The 26,819-nt window shown below is 71.8% G+C and carries 19 protein-coding genes; 13 read left to right on the top strand and 6 right to left on the bottom strand.

Features of this window, described 5'->3' with window-relative positions; translation table 11 throughout:
* Positions 1-2: 2 nt before the first annotated feature.
* Positions 3-2,042 (top strand): helix-turn-helix domain-containing protein, encoded by a 2,040-nt coding sequence (locus tag ACIPC1_RS21465; protein WP_402519124.1) that lies wholly within the window; start codon positions 3-5, stop codon positions 2,040-2,042.
* Here ACIPC1_RS21465 and ACIPC1_RS21460 read toward each other — a convergent pair.
* The gene (locus tag ACIPC1_RS21460; protein ID WP_402519123.1) at positions 2,020-2,952 is read right to left on the bottom strand and encodes a lytic polysaccharide monooxygenase; all 933 of its coding nucleotides are present in this window, start codon (positions 2,950-2,952) and stop codon (positions 2,020-2,022) included. The two genes, ACIPC1_RS21465 and ACIPC1_RS21460, sit on opposite strands and share 23 nt — an antisense overlap.
* Before the next feature lie 477 nt (positions 2,953-3,429).
* On the opposite strand from ACIPC1_RS21460, the gene ACIPC1_RS21455 reads away from it, so the two are divergent.
* The 7 genes from ACIPC1_RS21455 to ACIPC1_RS21425 all read left to right on the top strand — a co-directional run bounded on the left by ACIPC1_RS21455 (position 3,430) and on the right by ACIPC1_RS21425 (position 13,014).
* The gene (locus ACIPC1_RS21455; RefSeq protein WP_402519121.1) at positions 3,430-5,244 is read left to right on the top strand and encodes a S8 family peptidase; all 1,815 of its coding nucleotides are present in this window, start codon (positions 3,430-3,432) and stop codon (positions 5,242-5,244) included.
* A gap of 126 nt (positions 5,245-5,370) precedes the next feature.
* On the top strand, positions 5,371-6,534 hold the full coding sequence (locus ACIPC1_RS21450) for a damage-control phosphatase ARMT1 family protein (RefSeq protein ID WP_402519119.1): 1,164 nt from the start codon (positions 5,371-5,373) through the stop codon (positions 6,532-6,534).
* 131 nt (positions 6,535-6,665) lie between these two features.
* Positions 6,666-7,529, top strand: a complete 864-nt coding sequence (locus tag ACIPC1_RS21445; RefSeq protein ID WP_402519117.1) for a TIGR03619 family F420-dependent LLM class oxidoreductase — start codon at positions 6,666-6,668, stop codon at positions 7,527-7,529.
* Between the two features lie 146 nt (positions 7,530-7,675).
* Positions 7,676-9,859, top strand: coding sequence for a germacradienol/geosmin synthase Cyc2 (gene cyc2, locus ACIPC1_RS21440; RefSeq protein WP_402519116.1), 2,184 nt, complete (start codon positions 7,676-7,678; stop codon positions 9,857-9,859).
* Between the two features lie 172 nt (positions 9,860-10,031).
* Positions 10,032-10,658, top strand: a complete 627-nt coding sequence (locus tag ACIPC1_RS21435; RefSeq protein ID WP_402519115.1) for a PDZ domain-containing protein — start codon at positions 10,032-10,034, stop codon at positions 10,656-10,658.
* 235 nt (positions 10,659-10,893) lie between these two features.
* Positions 10,894-12,009 (top strand): aminopeptidase P family protein, encoded by a 1,116-nt coding sequence (locus ACIPC1_RS21430; protein ID WP_402519113.1) that lies wholly within the window; start codon positions 10,894-10,896, stop codon positions 12,007-12,009.
* Positions 12,010-12,084: 75 nt separating this feature from the next.
* Complete coding sequence (locus ACIPC1_RS21425; RefSeq protein ID WP_402519112.1) at positions 12,085-13,014, top strand: aminoglycoside phosphotransferase family protein; 930 nt, start codon at positions 12,085-12,087, stop codon at positions 13,012-13,014.
* A 97-nt stretch (positions 13,015-13,111) separates the two neighbouring features.
* Here ACIPC1_RS21425 and treZ read toward each other — a convergent pair whose 3' ends face one another.
* Positions 13,112-14,857, bottom strand: a complete 1,746-nt coding sequence (treZ, locus tag ACIPC1_RS21420) for a malto-oligosyltrehalose trehalohydrolase (protein WP_402519111.1) — start codon at positions 14,855-14,857, stop codon at positions 13,112-13,114.
* A 196-nt stretch (positions 14,858-15,053) separates the two neighbouring features.
* Between treZ and ACIPC1_RS21415 the strand changes: the two genes are divergently transcribed.
* The 3 genes from ACIPC1_RS21415 (at position 15,054) to ACIPC1_RS21405 (ending at position 17,703) form a co-directional block, all read left to right on the top strand.
* Positions 15,054-15,605 (top strand): FHA domain-containing protein, encoded by a 552-nt coding sequence (locus tag ACIPC1_RS21415; protein ID WP_402519109.1) that lies wholly within the window; start codon positions 15,054-15,056, stop codon positions 15,603-15,605.
* A 284-nt stretch (positions 15,606-15,889) separates the two neighbouring features.
* Positions 15,890-17,215: a M14 family zinc carboxypeptidase gene (locus ACIPC1_RS21410; protein WP_402519107.1), complete on the top strand. Its 1,326-nt coding sequence runs from the start codon at positions 15,890-15,892 to the stop codon at positions 17,213-17,215.
* The gene (locus tag ACIPC1_RS21405) at positions 17,212-17,703 is read left to right on the top strand and encodes an SSI family serine proteinase inhibitor (RefSeq protein ID WP_402519106.1); all 492 of its coding nucleotides are present in this window, start codon (positions 17,212-17,214) and stop codon (positions 17,701-17,703) included. Before ACIPC1_RS21410 ends, ACIPC1_RS21405 begins: the two co-directional genes overlap by 4 nt.
* A gap of 4 nt (positions 17,704-17,707) precedes the next feature.
* Here the strand turns inward: ACIPC1_RS21405 and ACIPC1_RS21400 are convergent, their stop codons facing one another.
* Positions 17,708-18,958 (bottom strand): M14 family zinc carboxypeptidase, encoded by a 1,251-nt coding sequence (locus ACIPC1_RS21400; RefSeq protein ID WP_402519542.1) that lies wholly within the window; start codon positions 18,956-18,958, stop codon positions 17,708-17,710.
* Positions 18,959-19,649: 691 nt separating this feature from the next.
* Positions 19,650-20,030 (bottom strand): hypothetical protein, encoded by a 381-nt coding sequence (locus tag ACIPC1_RS21395; RefSeq protein WP_402519105.1) that lies wholly within the window; start codon positions 20,028-20,030, stop codon positions 19,650-19,652.
* Here ACIPC1_RS21395 and ACIPC1_RS21390 point away from each other — a divergent pair.
* Positions 20,011-21,183, top strand: a complete 1,173-nt coding sequence (locus ACIPC1_RS21390; protein WP_402519104.1) for a cytochrome P450 — start codon at positions 20,011-20,013, stop codon at positions 21,181-21,183. The genes ACIPC1_RS21395 and ACIPC1_RS21390 overlap by 20 nt on opposite strands.
* On the opposite strand, the gene treY is transcribed toward ACIPC1_RS21390, so the two are convergent.
* Both treY and glgX read right to left on the bottom strand, forming a co-directional pair.
* Positions 21,143-23,557, bottom strand: coding sequence for a malto-oligosyltrehalose synthase (treY, locus tag ACIPC1_RS21385; RefSeq protein WP_402519102.1), 2,415 nt, complete (start codon positions 23,555-23,557; stop codon positions 21,143-21,145). The genes ACIPC1_RS21390 and treY overlap by 41 nt on opposite strands.
* A 115-nt stretch (positions 23,558-23,672) precedes the next feature.
* On the bottom strand, positions 23,673-25,781 hold the full coding sequence (glgX, locus tag ACIPC1_RS21380) for a glycogen debranching protein GlgX (RefSeq protein WP_402519101.1): 2,109 nt from the start codon (positions 25,779-25,781) through the stop codon (positions 23,673-23,675).
* 179 nt (positions 25,782-25,960) lie between these two features.
* On the opposite strand from glgX, the gene ACIPC1_RS21375 reads away from it, so the two are divergent.
* On the top strand, positions 25,961-26,779 hold the full coding sequence (locus tag ACIPC1_RS21375) for a Tat pathway signal sequence domain protein (RefSeq protein ID WP_402519100.1): 819 nt from the start codon (positions 25,961-25,963) through the stop codon (positions 26,777-26,779).
* Positions 26,780-26,819: the final 40 nt, after the last annotated feature.

Here is a 26,819-nt window from a genome sequence, read left to right as displayed (position 1 = left end):
CCGTGAGAGAGCTGGCAGGACGGCTCGCGGAGCTCGACCCGGACGCGGGCGCCGCGCTACAGGCCATCGCCTACTTCGACCGTCTGATGGAGGGCCGGGTCGGCCTGGAGGCGCTGGTACGAGGCGCCGCCGTACTCTCCGGTTACCCCGCCCGGCTGGTCGACGAGCGACGCGGCGTCCGGATCCGCGTCGAGCCGAACGGACGGCGCGAGGACTCGGGAGGCCCGGTGGATCCGGCGTGGCCCTGGGTACCGCTCGACGCCTCCGAGGTTCGCCGACCATGGACCTCGCCCGACACACCGGGCGCCGCCCCGGCGCGGGCGCAGATCGATACGTCCGGTGCGGGGGGTCGCCCGCGGGGACGGGCGGGCACTCCGGAAGCTGCCCCGGCGGCGGCGTCGCTCGACGCGCCTTATGCCGCCCCGCTTGGGGTGTCGCTCGATGCGTCGGGTGTGGTCGGGCCGGGGGTGCGGGCGGGTGCTTCGGAGGCGGCTTCGGTGTCGTCTTCGCTCGACGCGCCTTATGCCGCCCCGCTTGGGGCGTCGCTCGATACGTCAGGCGTGGTCGCGCCGGGGGTGCGGGCGGGCACTCCGGAGGCTGCCCCGGCGGCGGCGTCGTTCGACGCGCCATATGCCGCCCCGCCTGGGGTGTCGCTCGATACGTCAGGCGTGGTCGGGCCGGGGGTGCGGGCGGGTAATTCGGAGGTTGCCTCGGCGCCGGAGTCGTTTGACGCCTCCGACGTCGCCTCGCCCGGGGTGTCGCTCGATGCGTCCGGCGCGGTCCGGCCGCAAGGGCGAATGGACGCCCAGGCGTCGGACTCCCTCGACGCCCCGCACGCCACTCCGCCGCGGGTGCCGCATGACGCGCCGGGTGTGGTCGGGACGGGGGTGCGGGTGGGTACTTCGGAGGCCACCTCGGGGTCGGCGTCGTTCAGCACCCCGCACGCCGCCCCGCCCGGGGAGCCCCTCGACGCGTCGGGCGTGGCCGGGCTCCGGGTGCGGGCGGTTACTCCGGAGGCGGCAGCCTCGGCGGCGGCGTCGCTCGAGGCGCCTCATGCCACCCCGCCTGGGGTGCCGCTCGATACGTTTGGCGTGGCCGGGACGCCGGAGCAGGCGGGTACTTCGCAGGCGGCCTCGGAGGCGACGTCGCTCGAAATCCCCCGCTCCGCCCCGGCGCGGGCGCTGCTCGACAGCTCCGGCGCCGCCCCGGTCACCGTCGGCTCCCCGGTGACGGCCAGCCACGCGGATGTGCCGGGTCCGGAGAGCGCAGCCGCTCTCTGGCTGGAGCTGCCCGGTTCGCCTGACGGCGTACGCGCGATGATCCTGGAGCGGGCCGCGGGTGCCGTACGGGCGGTCCTGGAGCGGACGCGTGGGTGGGCGCCCCCGGCCGCACCCGCCTCCGATCCCGCGCTGGTCGAGGTGGTCCTCGACGCCTCCGCACCGGATGCCACGCGTACGCATGCCGCAGCGCAACTGGGGCTGAAGCGGGGCCAGTCGGTGCGCGCGGTGGCGCTGGAAGGAGGCGGCGCGGAGATCGTGCCCGCCGGGCGGCCCGGGTCCGAGGCGCGGCGGGCCGGTGTCGGGCCTGCCGTGGAACCGGCCGAGCTGCCGCGGTCGTGGGCCGCCGCGCGGACCGCACTCCGGTTCACCGCCGGGGGCACGGCGCACGATCCCGGGCCCCGCACGGTGTACGCAGACGAACTCGGCGGTCTGGCACTGCTCGCCGCGGCGGTGGGCCCGGACACCCCGCCGATCCCCGACGAACTCGCCCTGGAACGCGCCCTCGCGGAGGCCTCCTGGGCGGCCGCGACACTCCACGCCGTCGCCTCGACGCCCAGCCTGCGCGCGGCCGCCGCCGAACTGACGGTGCATCACTCGACGCTCCAGGAACGCCTCGTACAGGCCGAGCACATCCTCGGCTGGGACGTGCACCCTCCGCAGGGTCGCCTGCGTCTACAACTGGCCCTAGCAGTACGGAAGTTGCGGCGCACCGGCGCGGCTGGTCAGGCCTCCGGGGGATTCAGCGGCGACGCCAGGCGGTGAAAGCGACGCCCGCAGCGAGGAGGAGCGCCGCCGCTCCGCCCGCGACCAGAGGGAGCCCGGTGTTGCCGCCGGTGTTGCTGTCGGCGACGGGTGTGAGGTCGTCGGGGGCGGTCTCCTGGGGTGGCGAAGGGCTCGCCGGTGTTGCTGTCGGCGTCTGCTCGGCCGGAGAAGCCGACTTCTGTGGCTCCGGCGTCTTCGGCGCGGCGGGCGAAGGTGTCTCCTTGGCAGGAGAGGGGGCCGTCGGCGGGGCGGCCCCGCCCCCTCCCGCGCTCTTCGCCGGGAAGACCACGTCCGAGCACGAGTAATAGGTGTCCGAGGTGCTGGAGTTCTGCCAGATCGTGTAGAGCATCTGGCGGCCGGTGCGGTCGGACGGCAGCGTGGCCCTGATGCGGTAGGCGCCGTTGACGAGAGCCGGGTCGGTGGCGGTGGCGAACGGCTGCGTGGGCAGGTCGGACCACTTCAGGGGCCACCTCGGGTCGTAACCCTGCTTGGTCAGATACAGCTTGAAGGTCCCGGTGTGCGCGATCGTCGAGCTGTACGTGAGGGTGAAGGACGCGCCGGGAGTCAGGGTTGTCGAGGGCCAGTCGGCGCGGGCGAGGTCGAGGCCCTTGTATTCGGGGAGGCCCCCGCTGCAGAGCTGCCCGTCGGGGATCACCTCGCGGTCGCGGCCGTTGACACCGGCGACCCGGAGGTTGTCCCAGGCCGTGAAGGGCGCGCCGTTCGCGGCGATCGCCGCCGCGCAGGCCGCTGTACGTGTGTTGCCCCCGCCCATGGGTGAGCACGCCACCACCCTGCTGACCGGATCCGTCGGCGCACCGTGTGCCTGGGCGGGTCCCGCGGCCAGGGCGGTGAGCAGCAGGGGCAGCCCCACGGCGACGGTGGCCGCGGTGGCGGTGCGGAGTGCGGTCATCGGTGGGTCTCCTCGGCGGGTCGGGAACGCGGTGAGGCGGTAGGGAGTCAACCGGGTTAAGCGGGAGAACGGATCAAGCGGGAAAGCAACGGATCAAGCGGGAAAGCAAGGGAGAAAGCCGGTGCGGCCGCACCGCATCACTTGAGCGGCCGCACCGCACGGTGAAGTACGGGAACCAGGCGCGCCGCGTTCAGATGCCCAACTCGGGTGAAACGGGATGTTCCCCGCCAACTACCCGCATCCGAGGGTTGGTTACCGGCCAGATCGAGGGTTTCCCCTGTATCCCTCTCACCTGCGGTTTGCTTATCGTTCGATCACAGTGACCCCACAGGAAACCCCTGACGGGGTCGCTTGCGCATGGCCGGCCGCCGCGCCGCTTTCTGGTTCTGCACCCCCCTCCGCTTCGACGACGAAGCGAATCGACCGCTGCTCCGCCTCGCATCGCGCTGCCCGGAGCCGGCCCCGAAAGGCAAGCCCTTGCGTTCCTCGCCCTCGTTCTCCCCCTCCCGCGGCGCCGGACGGAAGCTGATATCCGTCGCCGCGATATCCGCCGCTCTGCTGGCCGGTACGACCACCTCGGTCGCCGTCGCCCAGACCCCCGCGGCCACCGTCGGGGCCGGCCCCGACGCGCAGGCCGTCGCCGCCCCGGCGGAGCGACTGATCGTCGGCTACAAGTCCGGCGCCGCCGAGTCCAAGTCCAACTCGGCCGCCGATGCCGATGCCCGGGCCAAGGGCGAGGAGACGGGCGAGGACCTCGACTTCCAGCGCCGCCTCGGCACCGGCGCGGCCCTGGTCGATCTGGGTGCCGAGCTCAAGAAGGCGGACGTCGCCGACGTCATCGCGCGGTACCAGGCGGACCCGCAGGTCGCGTACGTCGTACCGGACCGACTCAACAAGCCGCAGGCTGACCCGAACGACACCGAATACAGCAAGCAGTGGGACCTGTTCGAGTCCACGGCGGGCATGAACGTCCCGGGCGCCTGGGCCACCTCCACCGGCAGCGGTGTGACGGTCGCCGTCATCGACACCGGCTACGTCACGCATTCCGACGTCGCCGGGAGCATCGTCGCCGGCTACGACTTCATCTCCGACACCGCGGTCTCGGTCGACGGCGACGGTCGTGACAGCAACCCGGCCGACCCGGGCGACTGGTACGCCACAGACGAGTGCGGCACCGGTACCGGTGCCGGCAACTCGTCCTGGCACGGCACGCACGTCGCGGGCACCATCGCCGCCGTCACCAACAACGGCAAGGGCGTCGCGGGCATCGCGTACAACGCGAAGATCTCCCCGCTGCGCGTGCTCGGCAAGTGCGGCGGCTACGACTCCGACATCATCGACGCGATCACCTGGGCGTCCGGCGGAACGGTCTCCGGCGTTCCCGCCAACGCCAACGTCGCCAAGGTCATCAACATGAGCCTCGGTGGCTCCGGTGCCTGCACCTCCGCCACCCAGACCGCCATCACCGCCGCCGTGAACCGCGGGACGACGGTCGTCGTGGCCGCCGGCAACGAGAACTCCAACACCTCGGGCTACTCCCCGTCGAGTTGCAGCAACGTCATCAACGTCGCCGCGACCAACCGCACCGGCGCCCGCGCCTCGTACTCCAACTACGGCACCCTCGTGGACATCGCGGCGCCCGGCGGCCAGACCAGCACCGGTACCGCGAACGGCATCCTCTCCACGCTGAACTCCGGTACGAAGACGCCGTCCACGGAGTCGTACGCGTACTACCAGGGCACCAGCATGGCCACCCCGCACATCGCGGGCCTGGTCGCGCTGATGAAGTCGGCGAACTCCTCGCTGACCCCGGCCCAGATCGAGTCGGCCATCAAGACCAACGCCCGTGCCCTGCCCGGCTCCTGCACCGGCGGCTGCGGCGCCGGTCTCGCGGACGCGACCAAGACGGTGCAGGCGGTGAGCGGGTCCGGCGGTTCCACGGGGGGCACCACCTTCACCAGCACCTCGGCCCTCGCCATCCCGGACGCCGGTTCCGCCGTCGAGTCGCCGATCACCGTCAGCGGCCGCACCGGCAACGCGCCCGCCGCCCTCCAGGTCGGCGTCGACATCACCCACACCTACCGCGGTGACCTGGTGATCGACCTGGTCGCCCCGGACGGTTCGACCTACCGCCTCAAGGCCGCCGGCTCCTCCGACTCCGCGGACAACGTCAGCGCCACCTACACGGTCGACGCCTCCAGCGAGAGTGCGAACGGCACCTGGAAGCTCCGCGTGCAGGACACCGCCGCCCAGGACACCGGCACGATCAACAGCTGGAAACTGACCTTCTGACGGTCACACGGCCTCTTGTCGTACGGCGTCTCGCGGCGCCCCGGGTTTCCGGGGCGCCGCGAGGCCGTGACACGCCGGATAGTGTGCCTGCCGAGGTCCTGCCCAGCCCCGGAGGAACACACCACCATGTCCGAAGCCCCCGCAGCACCCGTGATCCTCAGCAACGTGCGGGGCTCGTTCCCCTGGAGTGTGCTGGCCGAGCGGCATCCGGCGCTCATCCGGAAGGTGCGGGACGCCTTCCCGTACGGACCCGAGCAGCACCGCGCGCTCGACGCCCTGCTGAAGGACTGCACCGAGGGCGTCATGGAACCGCTCGGTGCGCGGGCGGAGGGCCGTGCGCAGTGGGAGGCGTGGGGGCGGGAGTACTTCGGCCGGTCCTGGTTCGACGTGCCCTTCCTGTGGTCCGAGAGCTACTTCTACCACCAACTTCTGGAGGCGGTCGGGTACTTCGCCCCCGGGCCCTGGCGAGGTATCGACCCCTTCCGGCCCTTCAAGCTCGCCGAGCTCGACACCCCGGAGGCGGACGAGGAGCTCGCCGCCCTCGACGAACTCGCGCACCGGCCGGTCCAGGAACAGGAGTTGGCGCTGCTGCACGGATCGCTGTGGGGCAACCGCGCGGACCTCGGCTTCCGGCTGGCCGGCGCCGACGGTGGAACGGCCGGCGACTCACAACTCGTAGCCGATGAGAGCGAGTTGCTGCGGTCGCTGTTCGCCGGAGGCACCCTCTGCGTGGTCGCGGACAACGCCGGCCGCGAACTCGTCCCCGACCTGCTCCTCATCGACCACCTCCTCCTTCACCGCCGCGCCGGGCGGGCCGTGCTGCACGTGAAGCCGTACCCGTACTACGTCTCCGACGCCACGACCGCCGACGTGGTCGACGCCCTGCGCCGTCTGACCGCCGCGAAGGGCGCCGCCGGTGAGGCCGGTCACCGCCTCTGGTCGGCCATGACCGACGGCCGCCTCACGGTCCGCGCCCATCCCTTCTCCTGCGCACCTCTGCCGTACGCCGACATGCCGGACGACCTGCGAGAGGAGTTCGCCGCGGCGGACGTGACGATCATGAAGGGCGACCTGAACTACCGCCGCCTCATCGGCGACAGGCGTTGGCCTGCCACGACGCCCTTCACGACCCCCACCGCGTACTTCCCGGGCCCGGTCGCCGCCCTGCGCACCCTCAAGTCCGACGTGACCGTCGGTCTCGACGCCCGCACCGAGGCCGCACTCGACGCCGCCGAGGAACAGCGCTGGCGCACGAGCGGCACGCACGCGCTGATCCAGGTCGCGCGCTGAGTCCGAGAACCACTGTCGAGGCGTCGGCTCTGACTCTAGGGTCGGAGCCCTGACGTCGAGCTGGACCGGCGTATGGATTGCGCTTCGACGGCTGGGTGAACGGCCGGACGCGCGGGGGAGGAGCTGAGGGTATGCGGATCGGGGTGGCGCCGCACCGGCTGTGGCCGGCGGAGGAGAGTGAGCTCGACGGGGTTCTGGAGACGGCCCGCACGGCCGAGCGGCTGGGCTTCGACCATCTCATCGCGTCGAGCCATGTCCTGGCCGGTGACCTGGGGGTGACCCCGGATCCGCTGGTACTGCTGTCGGCGATCGTCGGCGCGACGGACCGGATCCGGGTGGTGACCAGCGTCCTGATCCTGCCCCTGTACAACCCCGTCGTCCTCGCCCATCAGGCAGCCACCCTCGACCGCGTCTCCGGCGGCCGCTTCACGCTCGGCGCCGGCGCCGGCTGGGACGCGAAGGAGTTCGCCGCCGTGGGGTCCTCGCTCGCCGGACGCGGCAGGCGGATGGACGAACAGCTCGCCGTCATGCGGGAGTTGTGGGAGGACCGGGCCGAGGGGATGCGGCTCGGAGTGCGGCCGCGCACCCCCGGTGGCCCCGAGGTGTGGATCGGCGGAGAGAGTGACGCGGCCCTGCGCAGGGCGCTGCGGTACGGCGACGGGTGGCACGGCTCGGGAGTCGACGCGGCCGCCCTGACCGCCGTACGGGAACGGCTGGCGACGCTCGGCGAGGAGGCCGGCCGGGATCCGGACACCCTCGCGTTGACGTCGGGCGCGTTCCTGGTGCCGCCGGGCTTCTCCCCGGCGGTGGACATGCCGTGGCGGCCGCTCGGTGGGAAGGCGGCCACCGCCGACAGCGTGAACCACGAGCTCGGCCTGCTCGCGGAGGCCGGTCTCACCTCCTGCTCGCTGTGGCTTCCGGTGACGACGCAGGAGCTGCCGGACGCGCTCGCATGGGTGGCGGAGGAAGTTCTGCCGGTGGCCTCCGGCAGCTGAGCCCGCGGCGGAACGACGGGGGAGCTGAGCGGGCTTTACGCATGGTGTTTGCCGGTATGGCGTACGTTCGCACGCTGATTCACGCGATGGTGTGATCATGTCCCGGCCTGTGGATGCCCCCGGAGGGGCATGGGTAGGGCCGGGCCATGACGCAGCCGTTCCAACTCCCGCACTTCTACATGCCGTATCCCGCGCGGCTGAACCCGCATCTCGACGAGGCGCGGGCCCACTCGGTCGAATGGGCCCGCGGAATGGGCATGCTGGAGGGCTCCGGCATCTGGGAACAGTCCGACCTCGACGCGCACGACTACGGACTGCTCTGCGCGTACACGCACCCCGACTGCGACGGCCCGGCACTCTCCCTCATCACCGACTGGTATGTGTGGGTGTTCTTCTTCGACGACCACTTCCTGGAGATCTTCAAACGCAGCCAGGACCGCGACGGCGGCAAGGCCTACCTCGACCGGCTGCCGCTCTTCATGCCGCTCGACCTGTCGACTCCCGTACCGGAGCCGGAGAATCCCGTCGAGGCTGGACTCGCGGACCTCTGGGCGCGCACGGTGCCCTCGATGTCCGTCGAGTGGCGCAGGCGGTTCGCGGTCTCCACCGAGCATCTGCTGAACGAGTCGCTGTGGGAGCTCTCCAACATCAACGAAGGGCGGATCTCCAACCCCGTCGAGTACATCGAGATGCGCCGCAAGGTGGGCGGCGCCCCCTGGTCGGCGGGGCTCGTCGAGTACGCGACCCGTGAAGTGCCCGCCGCCGTCGCCGAGTCGAGGCCGCTGCGGGTGCTGATGGAGACGTTCTCCGACGGGGTGCATCTGCGCAACGACCTCTTCTCCTACCAGCGGGAGGTCGAGGACGAGGGCGAGCTCAGCAACGGAGTCCTCGTCCTGGAGACCTTCTTCGGCTGCACGACCCAGGAGGCCGCCGAGACCGTCAACGACGTGCTCACCTCCCGGCTCCACCAGTTCGAGCACACGGCGTTCACCGAAGTGCCCGCGCTGGCCGTGGAGAAGGGGCTCACGCCTGACGAGGTCGCGGCGGTCGCCGCGTACACACAGGGGCTCCAGGACTGGCAGTCCGGCGGTCACGAGTGGCACCTGCGGTCCAGCCGCTACATGAACGAGGGGGCCCTGTCGCAGGGGGAGCCCTTCGGTGCCGCCGGGTTCGGGACGTCCGCCGTCGACATCGGCGCGCTGCTCTCGGCGGCCGGGGCGGAGCGGCTGCGTTCGTACACCCATGTCCCGTTCCAGAAGGTCGGCCCCTCTCAACTCCCCGACTTCTCCATGCCGTTCGAGCTGACGCTCAGTCCGCATCTGGCGGGGGCCCGGGACCGGATCACCGGCTGGATGCACGACATGGGGATGCTTCAGGAGGGCGTCTGGGACGAGGACAAACTCCTCGCCTACGACCTGCCGTTGTGCGCGGCGGGTATCCACCCGGACGCGACACCGGAGGCCCTCGACGTCAGCTCCCAGTGGCTGGCCTGGGGCACCTACGGCGACGACTACTACCCGCTCGTCTTCGGCAACCGCCGCGACCTGGCCACCGCCAAACTGGTCACCGCGCGCCTGTCGGCCTGTATGCCCATCGACGGCGAGGATGTCCCCGTCCCGGTCAACGGCATGGAGCGCGGCCTCATCGACCTCTGGCAGCGCACCGCCGCGGAGATGACCCCGGACGAGCGGCGCCAGTTCCGGGCCGCGGTCGACGTGATGACGGAGAGCTGGCTGTGGGAGCTGTCCAACCAGATCCAGCACCGCATCCCCGACCCGGTCGACTACCTGGAGATGCGCCGCGCCACCTTCGGCTCCGAACTCACCATGAGCCTGTGCCGCATCGGCCACGGCCGGAAGGTACCGCCGGAGGTCTACCGCAGCGGCCCCGTCCGGTCGCTGGAGAACGCGGCCATGGACTACGCGATGCTCATGAACGACGTCTTCTCCTACCAGAAGGAGATCGAGTACGAGGGCGAGGTGCACAACGGAATCCTCGTCGTGCAGAACTTCTTCGGCTGCGACTACCCGACCGCGCTCGCCGTCATCCATGACCTGATGACCCAGCGCATGCAGCAGTTCCAGCACGTCGCTACCCATGAACTGCCCATCCTCTATGAGGACTTCAAGCTCTCGGAGGAGGTGCGCGGGATCATGCAGGGCTATGTCGTGGAGCTGCAGAACTGGATGGCCGGCATCCTGAAGTGGCACCAGGACTGCCACCGCTACGGGGCCGCGGACCTGGCCCGCCGCGCCCACGGCTTCGTACCGGACCAGGCGCCCGCGCTCCCGTTCAACTTGCCGGGGACTCCGGTGTCCGCGTCGGTCTGACACTCACCCCTGCCGCCCCGGAGAGCTCCGCGCATTCCGCGAGCAGCTCCCGGGGCGGTCCCTTTTTCGAACGTGCTTGGCAGTCTCACTCGTTCGTGAATCGTCGCGTGCCCGGGCACCGGGTAGAGCAACAGCCGGGGGCGATCCACAGAGCAGCTGCCGGAGGCGATCCATGGAACAGACCGCGTTGCGTCCCAAGCCGATGCCCGGTCAGGAGCCGGGCGGTGGCCGTCCGGCCGGCGGCAACAAGCGTCCGCACGCCGCGCGGCGACGCGGCAAACGGCTGATGACCCTCCTCTTCGGCCTCTTCGTGGGGACCGTCCTGGTGCTCTCGGGCGTCGGACTCGGCACCGTGGGGGCCACCGTGATCGGGATGAGCAAGCTGGCGGATCTGCAGAAGCAGGCGGCCGCGGCCCCACCTCCGCCCGGGTCCAAGTCGGCTCCGGGCGGTGGGAGCTCGACCCCGGCGAAGGAGTCGTCGGAACAACCGTCGGTGCAGCCGTCGGAACAACCGGAGAAGAAGGAGTCCGTGCGGGCAACGCTCGGCCTCGAGGCCGTCGACGTCCCCGAGGGCACGGGCGCACTCGTCGTCGGTGTCCATGTCCCCGGCCCGGGTTACACGGCGGGCCTGGTCCGCGGTGACGTCCTGCTCGCCTTCGGCGAGACCCGTATCGACGCGGCCGCCGACCTGGCACGGGCGGTCGCCGCCGCGAAGCCCGGCACCGCCGTCCCCCTCACGGTGCGGCACGCGAACGGCAACCAGCAGCAGCTGTCCACGACCCCGGGGGTCGTGACCTGAGCCGCCGCCGGCCTCCTGGCGAGCAGCGCCCCGCCCTCGTCGGCGTAATGAATTAATGGGATCTAGCCATTGGAAACCATTGGATCTAATGGAAAGGTAATGGCTGACCATTGTTTTGAGGTTCCCGGAAGAGGTCGGCTGACGTGACGGCGGTAACCGGCTCGCGCCCGTCCTCGCGGAGGGGCAGGATGCTGCCCGTAGCCCCCTGAGGAACCCGGGACAGACGGAGGCATGGATGACCGGCACGCCCGCGCCCTTCACCACCGGTGACTACGAGGCCCGTATGCGGCGTACGGCCGAGGCGGCCGCGGACGCGGGGCTGGACGGCGTCCTGGTCGCGCCGGGGCCCGATCTGGTGTGGCTGACCGGCTACCGGCCCGTGGAGACCGAACGGCTCACCGTGCTGGTGCTCAGGCCAGGTCAGGATCCGGTGCTGGTCGTGCCCACCCTGGAGGCCCCGGACGCGGCAGCGGCGGCCCCCACGCTGACCCTCCGCGACTGGACCGACGGCAAGGACCCGTACGAGGCGACCGGCGCCCTCCTCAACGGCTACGGCCGCTACGGCGTCAGCGACAACACCTGGGCCCTGCACCTGCTCGGCCTCCAGCAACGGCAGCCGGACACGCGCTACCTCGCCCTCACCGAGGCCCTGCCGATGCTGCGGGGCGTCAAGGACGAGGCGGAACTGGACCGGCTCGCGGCCGCCGGCGCCGCCGCGGACGCGACGTACGACGAGATCCGGAAGGTTCCCTTCGCCGGCCGCCGCGAGACGGACGTGGCCGCCGATGTCGCCGCCCTGCTGCGGCAGTTCGGGCACTCCCAGGTCGACTTCACCATCGTCGCCTCGGGTCCGAACGGAGCCAACCCGCACCACGAGGCCGGCGACCGCGTCATCGAACGCGGCGACATGGTCGTCCTCGACTTCGGCGGCCTCAAGCACGGCTACGGCTCCGACACCTCGCGCACCGTCCACGTCGGCGAACCGGACGACGAGGAGCGCAAGGTGCACGACATCGTGCGCGAAGCACAGGAGGCGGGCTTCCGCGCGGTACGGCCCGGCGCCGCCTGCCAGGACGTCGACCGGGCGGCCCGCGCGGTCATCACCGAGGCCGGGTACGGCGAGTACTTCATCCACCGCACCGGGCACGGAATCGGCGTCACCACCCACGAACCGCCGTACATGATCGAGGGCGAGGAACTGCCCCTCGTCCCCGGAATGTGCTTCTCGGTGGAGCCCGGCATCTATCTGCCCGGCCGCTTCGGAGTGCGCATCGAGGACATCGTGACGGTGACCGAGGACGGCGGACGCCGCCTCAACACCACCTCCCGCGAGCTGGTGATCGTCGACTGACCCACCCCACCCCACCCGGCTGACCCGACCCGACCCCGCCCGGCACCCCACACCCCCGAACGACAGCGGCGCGACATGACCCAGGCACCGACACCGACCGCGGACACCGTCCGCAGGCTGGTCCGTTCCCTGCTCACCGACGCCCCCACGCCGGGCCCGGGACCCGACGTGCGGCCCGTCGCCGAGGACGGCGAACACTCCACCTGGTGGGTCGGCACGCGCCACGTGATGCGGCTCGCCCCGGACCGCGAGGCCTCCGCCCGCCGGCGCCGCGAACTGCGCGTGCGTGACCTGGTCCGCCCGCACGTCGGGGTCGCGGTTCCGGTGAGCGTCGCGCACGGCGACTGGGCCGCCGGCCTTGGCTACACCCTCGACACCAGACTGGTCGGCGTCACCGGTGAGGAACAGGACGTCTCCGCCATCGGCGAGGCCGACCTCGCCGCGCTGCTCACCGGTCTGCGCGAGGTGCCCGTACGCCAGGCCGAGGCACTCGGCGTTCCGCGCGCCGCGCAGCGCTCCATGGAGGCGCTGCGGACGTCCGCCGAACGGGCCGCCCAACAGCTGGCCGCCGCCGATGAGTTCGACCCTGGCCGCCTTGCCCAGCTCACCGCGGCCGCCGCCGTCCAGCTCGCCGGACAGCCCGGGGGCGCCTTCCTCGTGCACCACGGACTCACGGGGGAACACCTCGTCGTCAGCGCCGACGGGCGGGTGCGCGGCGTCCTCGACTGGACCGACGCGGTGCTCGGCGACCCCACCGAGGACATCGCGGGGCTCGCCGTCGCCGTCGGCGCTCCGGCGGCCGTGCGCGCCGCCACCCTCGCCGGGTACGGCGCCCGTCCCTGCCTGCGCGGCCTGTGGCTGTCCCGCTGTGACACCGTGATCCGCCTCGCCGACCGCCTCCAGGGACACGGTGACAGCCCCATAACCCTCCTGCGGACCCAACTGCGCCGCGCCTGGGAGGCGATCCTGCTGGAACGGGTCACGGAACTGACGGGCGACGACTGAGCCGCCACGGGCTCGGCACCACACGCGAGACGGATGGGTCACCGCGGGCTCACCCCTGCCTCGGCACCACACATGAGACGGATGAGTCACCGCGGGCTCACCCCTGCCTCAGCACCACACACGACTCGCCCGGCACACTCAGCACCCCGTCCTCGCCCGGCGCCCCGACCGGCTCCCAGGCGGCCAGCACGCGCGCGTTGCGGACGCCGAGGGGGATGGTCGCGGTCTCCTTGCCGAGGTTCACGGCCACCCGGACGTCACCGCGCCGCAGGGCGAGCCAGCCGGCCTCCACGTCGTAGGCGACCTTCACCGCGGCCAGGTCGGGGTCAGAGAGGTCGGCCTGACGTTGCCGCAGGGTGATCAGGTCGCGGTACCAGGCCAGTACGCGCGCGTGGAGTGCCTTTTCGGGCTCCGACCAGTCCAGACAGGAGCGGTCCCGGGTGGCCGGGTCCTGCGGGTCCGGAACGTCCTCCTCGGCCCAGCCGTGCGCCGCGAACTCCCGGCGCCTGCCCCGCCGTACGGCGTCGGCGAGCTCGGGATCGGTGTGGTCGGTGAAGAACTGCCAGGGTGTGCCCGCCGCCCATTCCTCGCCCATGAACAGCATCGGTGTGAAGGGCCCGGTGAGCGTCAGCGCGGCGGCGCAGGCCAGCAGACCGGGGGAGAGGGAGGCCGAAAGACGGTCGCCCTGGGCGCGGTTGCCGATCTGGTCGTGGGTCTGCGTGTAGCCGACCAGGCGGTGCGCCGAGACGCGCGTACGGTCGAGCGGGCGGCCGTGCGACCGCCCGCGGAAACTGGAGTACGTGCCGTCGTGGAAGAAGCCGGACGTCAGCGTTTTCGCGAGCGTTGGGAGCGGGGCGCGTGCGAAGTCCCCGTAGTAGCCCTGCGCCTCACCGGTCAGCGCGGTGTGCAGCGCGTGGTGGAAGTCGTCGTTCCACTGCGCGTGCAGTCCGAGGCCGCCCTCCTCGCGGGAGGTGATGAGCCGAGGGTCGTTCAGATCCGATTCGGCGATCAGGAAGAGCGGCCGGTCCAGATCGGCGGCGAGGCCGTCCACGGCCGTCGACAGCTCCTCCAGGAAGTGCAGCGCGCGCGTGTCCCGCAGCGCGTGCACCGCGTCCAGCCGCAGCCCGTCCAGCCGGTAGTCGCGCAGCCACGCCAGCGCGCTGCCGACGAGATACGCGCGCACCTCGTCCGAGCCGGGCGCGTCCAGGTTCACCGCCGAACCCCAGGGCGTCTGATGGGTGTCCGTGAAGTACGGGCCGAACGCGGGCAGGTAGTTGCCGGACGGGCCGAGGTGGTTGTGTACGACGTCGAGGACGACACCGAGGCCGAGTTCGTGCGCCCGGTCGACAAAGCGCTTCAGCGCCTCCGGGCCGCCGTACGGCTCGTGCACCGCCCAGAGCGACACACCCTCGTACCCCCAGCCGTGCCGCCCCGGGAAGGGGCACAGCGGCATCAACTCGACGTGGGTGACGCCCAGTTCCTGGAGATGACCGAGCCGCTCGGCGGCCGCGTCCAGCGTGCCCTCGCGGGTGTACGTCCCCACGTGCAACTCGTAGAGGACCGCACCCGGCAGCGGACGCCCCGCCCAGTGCGCGCGCCAGTCGTAGCCCTCCGGGTCGACCACCGCGCTCAGCCCGTCGGGGCCGTCCGGCTGTCGCCGAGAGCGGGGATCGGGCAGCACGGGGCCGGCGTCCAGTGCGAAGCCGTACCGCGTCCCGTCCCGCGCCTCCGCGTCACCCGTCCACCAACCCGCACGCTCCGGATCGCGCTCCAACGCGCGCGTGGTGCCCTCGCAGTGGAGTGCCACCCGCTCGGACTGCGGTGCCCACACCTCGAACCGCACAGACGGTTCCCCCTTGTCCGCTCACCGTGATCTGCTTTCCGTGACGTAGCTCGTCCATGGTGCAAGACGTGAGATCAATTCGCTTTCGAATCTGCCGTTTTGCCGCGTGTCCGCCGCCGCGAAGGGTCCGGTCGGCCGCAGTGGCCGTTTCTGTGTGTTCTGGACACCCCGCCCGCGCTGCCCGACAATCACCAACGTGACGTCGTCCTTCGAGTTCCACACGTACCCCGCGCGGCTGTCCGACGCGGAGCGCGACCGGGCGCTGAAGGCGCTCCGTGACGGCGTCGCCCTCGGGCGGCTCTCGCACGACACGTTCATCCGGCGCATGGAGCTGGCGCTCACCGCCCGGAGGTCCGACGAACTGGCCGTGCTCACCGCCGACCTGCCCACCGAGAGCCGCTGGTCGAAGGTGGTGTTCGGCACCGTCGAGGCGGTCTCCGGCTTCTCCGTACGGGTGCGCAGGGCCTGGCAGGCCGAGAAGCTCCCGAAGCTGCTGCTGCCCCACCCCGCGGGCCTGTACCCGTTGCGGATCGGCCGTGACCCCGCCAGCGGTCTGCGGCTCAACCACGAGACGGTCTCCCGGGTGCACGCCGAACTGAGCCGACAGGGCGGGTCGTGGGTCCTGCGCGACCTCGGCTCGACCAACGGCACGACCGTCAACGGGCGGCGCGTCATCGGCGCCGCCGTCGTCAGGGACGGCGACCAGATCGGCTTCGGACGGATGACGTTCCGGCTCGCTTCGGACTGATCGGACTGAGGCGTCGGATGTTGCTCCGGCTCGCCTCTGGACTGATGGTTCGGACGGCTTTCCCCCGCGCGTCGGACTGATCGCGCGGGCGGCCGTCCCGACAGCGGCCGACCGAGCTCTGGCCTGGGTTTCGCACACCGTTTTCCTCGACTCTCCTTACCTTCCATGGTGTTGACGTACCCCCACAGGCGTGACTGACTGTGCGTACACCATGCACATCAGGTGAACCGACGGCACCACATAGGTGGAGGTGTGCCCTGCCGCCGCTCCCTCGCTACCCGACCGTGGACGAGCTGGGAGCCCGTGCGGCCGCGCTCGTCGCCCGTCATCCTCGCGACGCCCGCCTGCGCCGCGTGGGCACGTCACGGGAGGGAACGCCCCTGTGGCTCCTCTCCGTCGGGCACGGCGGCCGTCAGGCCCTCGTCGTTGCCGGACCGCACGCCAACGAACCCGTGGGCGGCGCCACGGTCCTGCGGGTGGCCGAACGGGCGCTCGCCGACCCCCGGTTGTGCGAGGGCGCGGACGCCACCTGGAACCTGCTGCTCTGCCTCGACCCCGACGGCGCCCGCCGCAACGAGGCCTGGCTGTCGGGCCCGTACACCCTCGGCAACTACTTCAGGCACTTCTTCCGGCCCGGCTTCCTGGAACAGCCCGAGTGGCTGCCCGAGGGCGCGGACGGGGCCACCTTGCCCGAGACCCGCGCCCTCCTCGACCTCCAGGACGAACTGCGGCCCTTTCTGCAGTGCTCCCTGCACGGCGTCGACGTGGGCGGCGCCTTCGTCGAGCTCACCCGTGAACTGCCCGGAATCGCCCAGCGCGTCGCGCACACCGCGACACGTCTCGGCATCCCGCGCGAACTCGGCCCGTACGACACCCTGTACTGGCCGTCGCTGGGCCCCGCCGTCTACCGCATCCCACCGCCGCGCCGGGGAGACCTGGCGGCCGCCATCACCGAGGCCGCGGTCGAGTCCACCTGGTTCCACCCGCACCCCTACGGCACCGTGACAGCGGTCGTCGAAGCCCCCATGTGGGGCGTGGCCGCCGTGGAGGACCCCACACGCCCCGCCGACGCCGACGCGGCGCTGCGCACCGTCAGCCACACGCTGCGCCGCGACACCGCGCTCCTGGAAGGGATCCTCGCGCGCGTGCGCCCCGTTCTCGGTGGCTCCCCGGACGTGGCCCGACTCCTCGCCCCCGTGGACGACTATTTACTGGTCGGCCCCGGTCTCGCCGACTCGTGGGATCCCGACCTGTGCCATGCCGGAGCGCGACCCCTGCCGCCGCTCACCATTGCGCGCCTCACCGCCCTGCGCCTCGCCGGACGCCGGGTCGCCCTGCGCACCGCCGGGCTGCTGCACCAGCTCGTGACCGGCTCGGGACACGACCCGCGTGGAGTGCTGCCGGAGCTCGACCGGCTGATCGACGAGTGGTGCGCCGACTACCGAGACGGCTGCGGGGCGCACTGGATCCCGGTCGCGCGTCAGGTCGAGTACCAAGCACGCGTGGTACTCGCCGTGTTCGACCTCGCCCGGCGCCACGCGCGCGTGCCGTCCCGTTCGGGTGAGACAGGGTGGGGTTCGCAGGCCGCGGTGCCGATGCATCGGGAATGACGAAAACCACTCAGGCGGTACGGGGCGGCCTGCTCGCGGCGGTCGCCCTCCTCACCGTGGGCGCGGTCCCGGACCCGGCCCCGGCTCAGGTGATGCCGCAGCAGGCGTTCCAGGGCAACTGGCTGTACCTCACGGTCACCACCGGCGACGCCCGCTCCAGCGACACACGCGGCACGCTCCTGCTCTGCGATCCGCCCCAGGGGCACGCCCACGCGGCACAGGCCTGCGCGGAACTCCGCACCGCCGGAGGGGACATCACCCGGATCCCGGTCAGGGTCGACGTCCTCTGCCCCATGCTCTACGCACCGGTCACCGCCTCCGCACGCGGCGGGTGGAACGGCCGACGGACCGAGTACACCCGCACCTTCTCGAACACCTGCATGATGGGAGTCGAGACGGGGTCGGTGTTCGCCCTCGGGGGTCCCGGAGGCTTCGAGGGCCTCGGGGATTCGGGGGACGTGGGGGACTTGGGAGACTTGGGGCACTGATTCTTCAGGCCGAGGCGTCGCGCGCGTGGCGGGCCGCCGCGATCACCGTACGGGTCTGGTGCTCGACCTGGTGGTCCAGCGGAACCCAGCGGGCACGGAAGCGGTCGGCGAAGGCGTCGCTCCAGTCGGCGACGAGCCGTTCGAGGTGTGGCGCCTCGCGGTCGCCCGTCTCCCGGAGAACCCGCAGCAGCATCGCGGCGGCCCGCAGCGGAAGCCGGCGGCCGAACGCGTCGACACTGCCGACGTACGCCGTCGTCGTGTTCGGAGGCGGTGTCCTGACCCAGTCGTCGGCCAGGCCCGGTACCAGTTCCAGCGCCCACTTGGCGGCGCGCAGGAGCGGCCCGTCGGGGCCCCGGAGCCGCGGCAGCGCCTCCGTGAGTACCGCTTCCACCTGGAGGGTGTCCCGCAGCAGCCTGCGCGCCAGCCGTCGCATCGCCGCCGCGGGGGCCGGGTGCGGTGTCGGGTCGTCCACCAGGTCGCCGGCCCACATCGGCACCTCGACGACCGCGGTGAGACCGCCGTACCGGTGGGCGTGGTACCAGGTGCTGTGCCGTGCGTCGTCGGGCATGCTCGGGTACGCCGTGTCCAGGCCGGGAGCCGGCATCACATGTACCCCGGGCCCGGAGGCGGGCCAGCCCGCGGCGTCCGACGCGGCCATCTCCACCGGGATGTGCAGCTCCGCCGCGGACTTGGCGAACGGCTCGGCGAGCCCGGGGACGTCCTTGGTCAACTGGACCCAGCTGCCGCCCAGATCGGTGCCGTGCAGGCTGACCTGGAGGTAGGGCCGTACCTCGTCGATGACCCGGATGAGGGCGCGGGTCTCCGGGGGCAGCCGGTCGGGCGGCAGGACGGACGGGGACCACTCCGGCTGCTCGGGCCCGGCCGGGCGGAAGAAACCGAGGTGGTAGTCGAGCAGGGTGCGCGGCGCCGGCGTCACATGGAGACTCGCCCCGTCCGGGTCCGCACAGAGCAGGAAGTGCCAGGAGGTGTCGGCCCGTAACTCCCGGTCGTGCATGACTCGTTCGGCCACCGCAAGCACGGTCGAGCCGCCGGTCGGCTCGTTCGCGTGGGCGCCCGCCACGACGAGGACGCCGCGCCGTGCGTGGCCCATGGACAGCAGATGAAGAGGCCTGCCCCCGCGCGATATGCCGACCTGTCTGAGCGCGCACAGGCCGGGCCGGTGAGCCGCCAACGCCCGGGCGGACGAGACGATTTCGGTCACAGTGGGGTAGCGCAACTCCGGCAGGAGACTCACCCCCGACTTGTCCGCCCTGCGTCGCTTTCCGCAGTACTCCACGGACTGAGTGAACTGTCAAGGAGATGAAGGGGCGGCTCCAGGGGGCGCCAAATGGCATTTACCGCTGGCAGGGGGTGTGCACAGGCGGACGGCGATTCAGTGTTGATGCCGGTTGCGTCCGGCGAGTGTCGGGAAACCTCTCGCCGACGGCGTGGGATCGGGCAGGGGGCACCGGCTTCACTCGTATGGGTGTACGAGGCCTGCGGTCCGGGCGTCGCGATGGTCGGCTGGGACCAATCGCGCGCGGGTCCAGCGCGCAGACCCTAGGCGGGAGGCCGGCGGTGCTGTGTCCCCACGGTCTTCCTGGTCTTTACGGTCTTTCCAGTCCTTCCGACCCTTCCGACCCTTCCGGTCCCCCTGGTCCCCCTGGTCCCCCTGGTCCTTCTGGTCTTCCCGGTCTTCCCGGTCTTCCCGGCGAAGGCGCACCGGCGTCCGCGCGGACAGGACCACTGCCGCCAGTTCCCGGCGCCGAGCCCGAGCGCCGGAGCCTTTGGCCGGCGGAATCGTCTGCGCTGCCGAGCCTGTGGCCGGAGAGCGTGTCCGCGACGGCGAGTCACTGCCCTGCGCTCCGGTCCGGGGCGGAGAGTCTCCGGACGGGGCACGGGTCGGCGTCCGAGGCGGAGTGGAGCGGGAGCGCTTCCGCGTCGGCTCAGACGCCGAGCAGGGCGCCTCGCACTGGCCCGTCGTCTCGTACCGGCTCGGCGTCCTTTACCGACCCGCCGTCCGGCACCGCCTTGACGTCTGCCACTGGCCCGCTGCCTCGTACTGGTTTGCCGTCCGGTGCCAGCTCGTCGTCTCGTACTGACGTGGTGTCTGGCGTCAGCTCGCCGTCTGGCACCGACTCGCCGCCTGACATCGGCCCGGCGCCGAGCACCGACCCTGCGCCTCGCGCTGACCCTGCGCCGAGGACGGAATCGTCGACGAGTACGGGCGCACCGACGACGGCGGGCTCGCCCGTGACGACCGGCTCGCCCATGAAGTTCGGCTCGCCCGCGACGGAGGGCGCACCTATGACGTCCGGCTCGACCACGATGACCCGCTCGACCAAGACGACCGGCTCGACCACGACGGCCCGACCCCCGTCGGAGAGCCCGCCGCCACCCCCGAGCCTCCTCGCCCCCGCCACCGAGCGTGACCCCTACCCGCTGTATCGCGTCCTCCGTGAGCGCCACCCCCTCGTGTACGACGAGCCGTTCGGCGCCTGGCTGGTCAGCAGGTACGCCGATGTGCGTGCCGCGCTCGCGGACCCGCGGCTCGTCGCGGTGCCGCCCGGACGCACCCTGGCCCACCTGGAGGGCGGGACGCACAGCGCCCACCGGGCCGTGGTCTCCCCGGCGTTCCGCGGGGCCGCGCTGGCCGCCCTGACCGCGGGTGTCGCGCGGACGGCGTTCGTCCTCGCCCGCCGCCTCGCAGCCCGCCAGGAGGCCGATCTCGTCACCGAGTTCTGCCAGTGGCTGCCCACCGCGGCGGCCGTCGCCGCGCTCGGGCTGCCGTACGAGGACACCGCGCGCGTGCACGCGTGGTGCCGTACGGGCCTCGACCATCTCGGCGGTCACCACTTCGAACTCGACGCCTTCCTGCGCCCGTACATCGCCCGCCGCCGCGCTCACCCGGGTACCGACCTGCTGTCGGCGCTGTGCACGGCGCGAGCCGACGGGCGACCCCTCTCGGACGAGGTCGTGGCGGGCCTGGCGGGGTCCCTCCTCGGCGCGGGCGGCGAGGCGAGCGCACGGGGCCTCGCGTCGTTCCTCGCCAACCTCCTCGACCACCCGGGCCAGTTGGCTGTCGTCCGTGCCCGTCCCGCGCTCGCGGCCGGTGCCTGGGCCGAGTCGCTGCGCCGCGATCCGCCGCTGCAGGTGGTGCTGCGGAGGGCCGTCGAGCCGGTCGGCGCGATACCCGTGGGCGCCACCGTGGCGTGCCTGGTGGGATCCGCGGGCCGGGACCCCGCACGGTTCGCCGACCCGGACCGCTACGACGCCTTCCGCCCCGACCCCGGACAGCTCGCCCACGGCTCCGGACGGCACTTCTGCCCCGGCGCCCTGCTCGCCCGGCTCACCGCGGAGCACGGCCTGCGTGCCCTGCTGACGGTTCTGCCGGGCATCCGGTGGGTCCCGGGCTTCCGGCCCACCCCGGAGGGCCTGATCAGCCGCTCACCGCGGAGCCTTCCGGTGCGCCTGCGCTGACCCGCTCCAGCAGCACCACGGGCAACTGCTCGAAAAGCTCCGCCACGCGCGCGTGCCCCGTGAACTCCCGCCCAGGGGAGAGCACATCCGTCCACCGGCCCTCGGGGAGCGGGAGCACGGTGTCCCGCCAGCCGCCCGCCTCAGCCAATCGCAGCGACAGCCGGGTGACGGCCGTGACCACCTCCCCGGAGCGTACGAACGCCACACAGTGCGCGGCGCCGGGGCCCTGTGCCGTCAGCGGTGTGTACGTCGCCGAGTCGCCGAAGACGGCCGGGCGCCGCCCGCGCAGCCGCAGGGCCGCCGTGGTCAGCGCGGTCTTCGCCGACACCTGCTCCTGAGGTGCGAACGGCCGCCGGTTGTCCGGGTCCACCAGCGCCAGATACTCACCCTCGGTGCCCTGGTAGACGTCCGGCACCCCGGGCATCGTCAGATGGACCAGAGCGGCCCCCAGGACGTTCGCCCGCACATGCGGAGCCAGCGAGGCCCGAAAGTCGGCCACGCGCCGCCCGGGCGCCCCGCACGGCCCCTCCGCGACGAACGCGGCCATTGCTTCCTCGTACGCGGGATCCTGCTCGGTCCAGGCGGTGTGCAGGCCGGCCTCCCGGATGTGCTTCAACAGGGCTCCCTGGACCCGCTCGGCGTCGGCCGGGCCGAGTCCGAACACCGTCTGCCACGCGGCCCACGCCACCTGCGGGTCGGGCAGGCCCGCGCCGTCGCGGGTCACCTCGGTCAGGACGTCGGCCCACCGTTCGGGGCACTCGGTGAGCACGGAAAGGGCGGCGCGTACATCGGCGCTGCGTTTCGTGTCGTGCGTGGACAGGGCGGTTCCGGTGGCGGGCCAGTCGCGCTGCACGCGCGCGCAGTAGGCGTGGAAGTCCTCGGGGGACACGGTCGGGCTCCCGGGGTTCCCGCCCACCTCGTTCGCCGACAGCTGGGGCACATAGCGGTAGAACGCGGTGTCCTCCACGGACTTGGCCCGCAGCGCGGACGAGGTCTGCGCGAACCGGGCCCGGAACTCGGCGTGCCCGGGCCCGTCACCGGCCCGCCCGAGCACCAGGTCCCGTACGACATCCACGGCATGCGCCTCCTCCGGCACCGTGAAGACCGCCCGGGCCTCGGTGGCCGCCTCCTCGGTGACCACCAGGGCGGCGTCCGAGGAGGGGTAGGGCCGGTACACCTCCAGGCGGACGAGGAGCTCCCGCAGCGCGGTGGCCAGCGCCCAGGGGGCGTGGTCGCGCAGCGCCGGGTCCGGGGAGGCGGCGCACAGACGGCTCGCCACGCGCGTGAGGCGGTCGGTCTCGGTGGCCAGTTCGTGCGTGACCACCTTGTACGCCGCCCGGCGCACCGTCGCCTCCCAGTGGCCGCCACGGTCGCTCTGAGGGGCCGCGAAACGCCGGTACTGGCCGAGGAGTTCCCCCGCGCCCGCCGGGTCCGTGAAGAGGCCGTCGACATGCCGCAGCGCGTCGTAGCCGGTGGTGCCCGCCACGGGCCACGCCGCGGGCAGCGGCTCGCCGTCCGAGAGGATCTTCTCGACCACCGTCCAGCGGCCGCCGCTCGCCTCGTGCAGCCGGCGCAGGTACGCGTCCGGGTCCGCGAGGCCGTCCGGGTGGTCGACGCGCAGCCCGTCCACCACGCCCTCGCCGAGCAGCTCCAGGATCTTCGCGTGGGTCGCCGCGAACACCTCCGGGTCCTCGACACGCACCCCGATGAGCTCCGAAATGCTGAAGAACCGGCGGTAGTTGAGCTCGGTACGAGCCAGCCGCCACCACACCGGGCGGTACCACTGCGCGTCGAGCAGCTGCGGCAGGGGCAGGTTCGCGGTGCCCTCGCGCAGCGGGAACACGTGGTCGTAGTAGCGCAGTACGTCGCCGTCCACCTTCAGGTGGCCGATCTCCGTGCCGAGCCGGCCCCCGAGCACCGGCAGCAGCAGCTGTCCGCCCTGGGCGTCCCAGTCGATGTCGAACCAGCGTGCATAGGGCGACCCGGGTCCCTCGCGCAGCACCTCCCACAGGGGGTGGTTGTGACGCGGAGACATCGCCATGTGGTTCGGCACGATGTCCACGACCAGACCAAGACCGTGTTCCCGCGCGGTGCGCGCCAGGGAGCGCAGTCCGTCCTCCCCGCCCAGTTCGTCCCGCACGCGCGCGTGGTCCACCACGTCGTAGCCGTGCGTCGAGCCGGGGACCGCCTCCAGGACGGGGGACAGGTGCAGATGGGAGACGCCGAGCGAGACCAGATAGGGCACGGCCGCCTCGGCGGCCCCGAAGGGGAACTCCGGCTGGAGCTGCAACCGGTACGTGGCGGTCGGCACGACGGGAACCACGGGCTCGGCCCCGGGCCCGGGAGTCACCGGTTCTGGACGCTCAGGTGTCATGGAGCCTACGTACCCGCCCTGCCGCCTTTCGTGTCACCGGCGCCTGCAAACGGGCACCCGCGGGCGCCAAAAGGCCCTCCCCACGCGCGTGCCCCGGGAACGGCAACGCGACCGCCTAGGCGGGCCGCTGCAACACCGTCATGCTCCGGTCCACCAGTGTCAGCCGGTCCCCGGCCTCGACCTTCGCGCCCGTTCCCGGCGCCACTCCTTCGGGGAGGGCTGTGTCGACGATCACCTGCCACTGGCGCCCGTGGTCGACCGGCACCACGAACTCCAGGGCCTGGGGCGAGGCGTTGAACATCAGCAGGAAGGAGTCGTCGGCGATGCGCTCGCCGCGCGGGCCGGGTTCGGAGATCGCGTTGCCGTTCAGGAAGACGGACAGGGCGCGGGCCGTCGCCGAGCCCCAGTCGCGCTCGGTCATCTCCCCGCCCTCCGGGGTGAACCACGCGATGTCGGACAGCTCGTCGTGGGTGCCCTGGACGGGGCGCCCGTGGAAGAACCTGCGGCGCCGGAAGACCGGGTGGTCGCGCCGCAGCCACACCATCGCGCGCGTGAACTCCAGCAGCTCGCCGCCTTCCTCCGGCCACGGCACCCAGCACAGCTCGCTGTCCTGGCAGTACCCGTTGTTGTTGCCCTCCTGGGTGCGCGCGAACTCGTCGCCGTGGCTGAGCATCGGCACGCCCTGGGAGAGCATCAGCGTGGCGACGTAGTTGCGCCGCTGGCGTGCCCGCAGGGCCAGGATCGCCTCGTCGTCGCTCTCGCCCTCGACCCCGCAGTTCCAGGACCGGTTGTGGCTCTCGCCGTCGCGGTTGTCCTCGCCGTTGGCCTGGTTGTGCTTGTTGTTGTAGGAGACGAGGTCGTTCAGCGTGAAGCCGTCGTGGCACGTCACGAAGTTGATGGACGCGAGGGGGCGTCGGCCGTCGTCCTGGTAGAGGTCCGAGGAGCCCGTCAGCCGGGAGGCGAACTCGGCCAGCGTGCGGGGCTCGCCGCGCCACATGTCCCGTACGGTGTCGCGGTACTTGCCGTTCCACTCGGTCCACAGCGGCGGGAAGTTGCCCACCTGGTAGCCGCCCTCGCCGACGTCCCAGGGCTCGGCGATCAGCTTCACCTGGGAGACCACCGGGTCCTGCTGCACCAGGTCGAAGAACGACGACAGCCGGTCCACCTCGTGGAACTGCCTCGCCAGGGTCGCCGCGAGGTCGAAGCGGAAACCGTCGACGTGCATCTCGGTGACCCAGTAGCGCAGCGAGTCCATGATCAGCTGGAGCACGTGCGGGGAGCGCATCAGCAGGGAGTTGCCGGTCCCCGTGGTGTCCGTGTAGTAGCGCTGGTCCTCCGCGAGACGGTAGTACGAGGCGTTGTCGAGACCCCTGAAGGACAGCGTGGGGCCCAGGTGGTTGCCCTCGGCCGTGTGGTTGTAGACGACGTCCAGGATGACCTCGATACCGGCCTCGTGCAGCGCCCGGACCGCCGACTTGAACTCCAGGACCTGCTGGCCGCGGTCGCCCCAGGAGGCGTACGCGTTGTGCGGGGCGAAGAAGCCGATCGTGTTGTAGCCCCAGTAGTTGTTCAGGCCCATGTCCACCAGCCGGTGGTCGTTCACGAACTGGTGTACGGGCATCAGTTCCAGTGCGGTGACGCCCAGCTTGGTCAGGTGTTCGATGATCGCGGGGTGGGCGAGCGCCGCGTACGTGCCGCGCAGTTCCTCGGGCAGCTCCGGGTGCTGCATGGTGAGGCCCTTGACGTGAGCCTCGTAGAGCACCGTGTGGTGGTATTCGGTGCGCGGCGGCCGGTCGTCGCCCCAGTCGAAGTACGGGTTGACCACCACCGAGGTCATGGTGTGCGGCGCCGAGTCCAGGTCGTTGCGCTTGTCGGGCTCCCCGAAGCGGTAGCCGTACACCTCCTCGCCCCACTCCACCGCACCGCTGATGGCCCGCGCGTACGGGTCGAGCAGCAGCTTCGCGGAGTTGACGCGCTGCCCGTGCCCGGGGTCGTACCGCCCGTGCGCACGGAAGCCGTAGCGCTGTCCGGGCATGATGCCGGGCAGATAGGCGTGCCGCACGAACGCGTCGCTCTCGCGCAGTTCCACCGCGGTCTCCGAGCCGTCGTCGTGCAGCAGACACAGCTCTATACGGTCGGCGGCCTCCGAGAAGACCGCGAAGTTGGTACCGGCACCGTCGTACGTGGCACCGAGTGGATATGCCTCTCCAGGCCAGACCTGCATGGATATGACTCTTCCAGTAGTGCCGTGCCCCGGGGGGCCGCTCCGAGCCGAGTCTCCCCGAAAGTGGCGGAACCTCCTATGACTTACGTCCCTCTTACCCAATGACCAGGCATACGTCGTGTGCCGAACCAGTGGGGCTCGAAAACACTCCTGGATGTACCGGGGGAGCAGGGGGAAATGTGCGCAGGACAGTGCGCCGCCATCTGGGCAAGGTGGTGGCGGGTACGGCCATCGCGGTGGCCGGGACAGCGGTGATGATCGGTATCACGCTGCCGGGCTCGGCGGGGGCCGACGACAAGGGCGGCAGTGGGGCAGGCGGCCGGACCACGCAGGAGACGGGAGAGCAGGGGCAGCAGGGGCAGGCGGCCGTGCAGCCGGGCGTCGTCGAGCAGGTGCCGGACGAGGGTGACAAGGGCGTCGGCCGTGACCCGCTGACCGACGACGAGACCGAGCGGGTCGAGCGCCTCGCGCTGAACCAGCAGCTGCTCAGGTCCGCCGAGGACGTCGAAGGGGACCGCGGCCCGCAGCGGATCGGCGTCGACCTCGCCGAGCCCGCCGAAGACGAACTGGGTGACGCGAACGCGCCGCGCCGCGCCGAGGTCCGGTTCTACGACTACAAGGACGACGCGCTCGTCACCAAGACCGTCAACCTCGACACCGGGAAGGTCGAGAGGACCGGCACCCAGCACGGCGTCCAGCCGCCCATCAGCCGTGACGAGATGACCGAAGCCGCGCAGCTGCTGATCGCCGACCCGCTCGGCGCGGGCCTCAAGGCCGACTACAAGGACGCCACGGGGAAGGAACTCACCTCCCCCGACCAGCTGATCCTCAACAGCATGGTCTTCCGCGCGGCCCCGGGCGCCCGGCCCGCCGCGCTCGCGGACTGCGGCACACACCGCTGTGTACGGCTTTTCCCGAAGGTCAGGAACGGGCCCTGGATCGACAGCCGTGACCTGGTGATCGACCTGAGCGCCCGCAGGGCCGTCAAGCTCGGTTAGCCGGCGCCGCCGTCAGCTCACTTCTCCCACTCACCTCCTT

The sequence above is a fragment of the Streptomyces sp. NPDC087263 genome, from assembly GCF_044744645.1.
Taxonomy (GTDB): domain Bacteria; phylum Actinomycetota; class Actinomycetes; order Streptomycetales; family Streptomycetaceae; genus Streptomyces.
This window is presented reverse-complemented; position numbering and strand designations above follow the sequence as displayed.